The organism is Mesorhizobium sp. M7A.F.Ca.ET.027.03.2.1 (genome assembly GCF_003999175.1).
GTDB lineage: Bacteria > Pseudomonadota > Alphaproteobacteria > Rhizobiales > Rhizobiaceae > Mesorhizobium.
The window spans coordinates 1-2,603 of record NZ_RZOM01000890.1; the positions used below are offsets into that span (position 1 = coordinate 1).

Below are 2,603 nucleotides of genomic sequence, written 5' to 3' on the forward strand. Positions count from 1 at the left end.
GAGATAGGCGATGCCGATCTTCTGGTTGAGCTCGGCGAACAAATCAAGGATCTGGGCGCGGATCGAGACGTCGAGCGCCGAGACCGGCTCGTCGGCGACGACCAGCTTGGGGCGGGTGATGATGGCGCGGGCGATCGACAGGCGCTGGCGCTGGCCGCCGGAAAATTCATGCGGGTATTTGTCCATGTCGCTGATGCCGAGGCCGACTTCGTGCAGCGCATGCGCCACCATTTCGCGGCGCTCGGTGCGCGTCGGCTGCTTCTCCAGCACATGCAGGGGTTCGGCGACCAGTTTTTCGACCTTCTGACGCGGGTCGAAGGATCCGTAGGGATCTTGGAAAACGACCTGCATGTCACGGCGAGCCGGCTTCAGCTCGGCTTCGCTCTTGCCGGTGACGGTCTCGCCGCGAAACCGGATCGTACCCGATGTCGGCCGATCCAGCGCCAGGATCATGCGGGCGAGCGTTGACTTGCCGCAGCCGGATCTGCCGACCAGCGCCACTGACTGACCCGGCGCCATCGACAGCGAGACATCGTCGACGGCGCGGATACCAGGCGCGCGTTTGAATAATGAGGTGCGTCGGCCGGGATAGTCGCGGGTCACGCTTTGGACCTGAAGCAAAGGTTGGCCCGTCTCGATGTCATGCAGCCTGGCGCGCGCCGGCACATGCATCGAGGCCTGCGCCAGCTGGCGCGTGTAGGGGTGGGTCTGTTCGGACAGCGTGCGCGCAGTGTCGCCGGCTTCCATAACCTCGCCGCGGCGCAGGATAGTGATGCGGTCCGCCATCTCGGTCACCACGGCGAGGTCGTGCGAGATCAGGAGCAGACCCATGCGGCTTTCGGCGACGAGGTCGCGTAACAGGTCGAGGATCTGTGCCTGCAGCACCACGTCGAGCGCCGTCGTCGGCTCGTCGGCGACCAGCAGCTTCGGCTTCAGCGCGCAGGCGATGGCGATGACGACGCGTTGGCGCTGGCCACCGGACAGTTCATGCGGATAGCGCGACATTGGAAATTTCGCTTCGGGGAGGCCGACGCGGTCGAGCATTTTTCGCGCCCGGTCTTCGGCCTCGGCGCGGCTGGCCTTGGTGTGCCAGCGTATGCCTTCGGCAACCTGTTCGCCGATGGTCTTGACCGGATTGAGCGCCGTCATCGGCTCCTGGAACACCATGCCGATGTCGTCGCCGCGCAGCGCGCACATCTGATCCTCGCTCGCCGTGAGGATGTCGATGCCGTCGAATGTGACGCGTCCGGTGGCGCGCGCGGCATGGGGCAGAAGCTGCATCACCGTCAGCGCGGTCATCGATTTGCCGGAACCGGATTCGCCGACCAGCCCTATCACCTCACCGGGCGCGACGGAAAGCTCCATTCCTCTAAGGATCTGCGTGTCGCCGATGGTCAGCGACAGGTTCTCGATGTCGAGCAGGCTCATCGCTGCCGCCGCGATTTCGGATCGAGGATGTCGGCGATGCCGTCGCCCAGGAGGTTCAGCCCCAGCACGGCGACAACGATCGCCATGCCCGGAAAGATCGCCATCCATGGCGCCACCACCATGCGGGTCTGCGCGTCGAACAGCATGCGGCCCCAGCTCGGCATTGGCGGTTGCGCGCCAAGGCCGAGATAGGAAAGCCCGGCCTCGGCCAGGATGCCCAGCGCGAACTGGATGGTGCCTTGCACCAGGAGCAGCGTGGCGATGTTGGGCAGCACATGTTCGATTGTGATTTGCGCGCTGCTCTTGCCGGCGGCGCGTGCGGCGAGAATGAACTCGCGCGGCCAGATCGCCAGCGCGCCGGCCCGGGCGACACGGGCAAAGACCGGGATGTTGAAGATGCCGATGGCGATGATGGCGTTGATCGCGCCCGGCCCGAAGATGGCGGTGATCATGATCGCCGACAGCAAAGCCGGGAAGGCGAAGACGAGGTCGTTCAGCCGCATCAGTGCCTCGTCGACGAGGCCGCCGCGTGCCGCCGCAAAGGCGCCGAGCGGCACGCCGACCCCCATGCCGATCCCGACCGCGACCAGCGCCACGGCAATCGAATTGCGGGCGCCGACCATGACCATCGACAGGATGTCGCGGCCGAAATGGTCGGTGCCGAACCAGTGCGCCAGCGAGGGTGCCTGCGTCTTGTCCGATATCACCAGTTTGGTGACGTCGTAGGGCGTCCAGGCATATGAGACTACAGCCATTGCCAGGATCATGAGGGTAATGACGAAACCGGCCACAAAGGCGGTATTCCTGAACGCCCTGCCCAGGATGTTGCCAAACGTCTCTTCCGACATGTCGATTTGCAGTGTCATTGCCGGCTTCTCAGGCGCGGATCGACAACCGCATAGGAAAGATCGACGAGAAGGTTGACGGCGATGACGGCCGCGACCAGCAGCATGACGACGCTTTCGACGACGATCAGGTCGCGCTGCGTGATGGCCTGGAACACCAGCCGGCCGAGGCCGGGCAGATAAAACACATTCTCGATGATGATGGTGCCGGCAAGCAGGAAGGCAAACTGCAGGCCCAGAATGGTCAGCACCGGGATCATGGCGTTGCGCAGTGCATGCCGCCACAAGACTGCGCGATAGGGCAGGCCCTTGGCGCGGGCGGTGCGGATA

General features: G+C 64.7%; 3 protein-coding genes. All 3 read right to left on the bottom strand.

Going from position 1 to position 2,603, the window contains the following annotated elements:
* A partial coding sequence (locus EN750_RS28515) for a dipeptide ABC transporter ATP-binding protein (protein ID WP_145967989.1) occupies positions 1-1,428 on the bottom strand: 1,428 nt, incomplete at its 3' end.
* The gene (locus tag EN750_RS28520; protein ID WP_127398745.1) at positions 1,425-2,294 is read right to left on the bottom strand and encodes an ABC transporter permease; all 870 of its coding nucleotides are present in this window, start codon (positions 2,292-2,294) and stop codon (positions 1,425-1,427) included. The genes EN750_RS28520 and EN750_RS28515, both read right to left, overlap by 4 nt.
* A partial coding sequence (locus tag EN750_RS28525) for an ABC transporter permease (RefSeq protein ID WP_145967990.1) occupies positions 2,291-2,603 on the bottom strand: 313 nt, incomplete at its 5' end. The genes EN750_RS28520 and EN750_RS28525, both read right to left, overlap by 4 nt.